At 54.5% G+C, this 836-nt stretch carries 1 protein-coding gene; it reads left to right on the top strand.

The features are described from left to right. A partial coding sequence (tssI, locus tag KCG43_RS21305) for a type VI secretion system tip protein TssI/VgrG (RefSeq protein WP_218387475.1) occupies nucleotides 1-836 on the top strand: 836 nt, incomplete at both ends.

The raw sequence follows: 836 nt of genomic DNA, 5'->3' as shown, positions 1-836 counted from the left end.
GCGGTTTCACAAAACGACTATAACTACCTAACGCCTAAAACCCGTCTGATGGCGGACGTGCCGGAATCGGATGAAGCCGAGGTCTATACCGATCTGGCCGTGTATCGTTATCCGGGACGTTACGGCCAGCAACCTCAGGGTAAGTTACAGTCTGATTTCCGTTTGTCAGCCCATAAGGTATCCGGTACTGAGCTGAAAGCGACAACCTGTGTCATGCGGTTGATCCCCGGTTACAGCTTCCTGATGGAACGCCATCCGCGCCAGTCTCTGAACCGTGATTTCATACTGCTGGAAGTGAAGCACGAAGGGAGCGATCCGCAGGCTCACGCAGAAGAAGCCGGGGATGAACCCACCACCTATCACAACAAAGTGATCGCATTCCCGGCCGATATGACTTACCGGGCATCGGCCTTGCCGGCACCTGTTGTGGAAGGCCCGCAAACCGCTGTGGTGGTCGGTCCGGCGAATGAAGAAATCTATACCGACAATCTGGGCCGCATCAAGATTCAGTTCCATTGGGACAGATTGGGTGCGTCGGATGAACACTCAAGCTGCTGGGTACGTGTCAGCCAGAGCCTGGCCGGTCCGAACTGGGGCGCGGTTTTCCTGCCGCGTATCGGGCACGAAGTGGTCGTCAGCTTTCTGGAAGGCGATCCGGATCAACCTTTAGTCACAGGGTCGGTTTATAACGGTCTGCATCTTCCGCCTTATGATTTGCCGCTGAAGAAAACCCGCACCACCTTGCGTTCTAAAACGCACAAAGGAGAAGGGTACAACGAGATCAGCCTGGATGATGAAACCAATCATGAAGAGCTGTATCTGCGTGCGCAGAAAGA

Source organism: Photobacterium sp. WH24, assembly GCF_019204055.1.
Lineage (GTDB): Bacteria > Pseudomonadota > Gammaproteobacteria > Enterobacterales > Vibrionaceae > Photobacterium > Photobacterium arenosum.
This window is presented reverse-complemented; position numbering and strand designations above follow the sequence as displayed.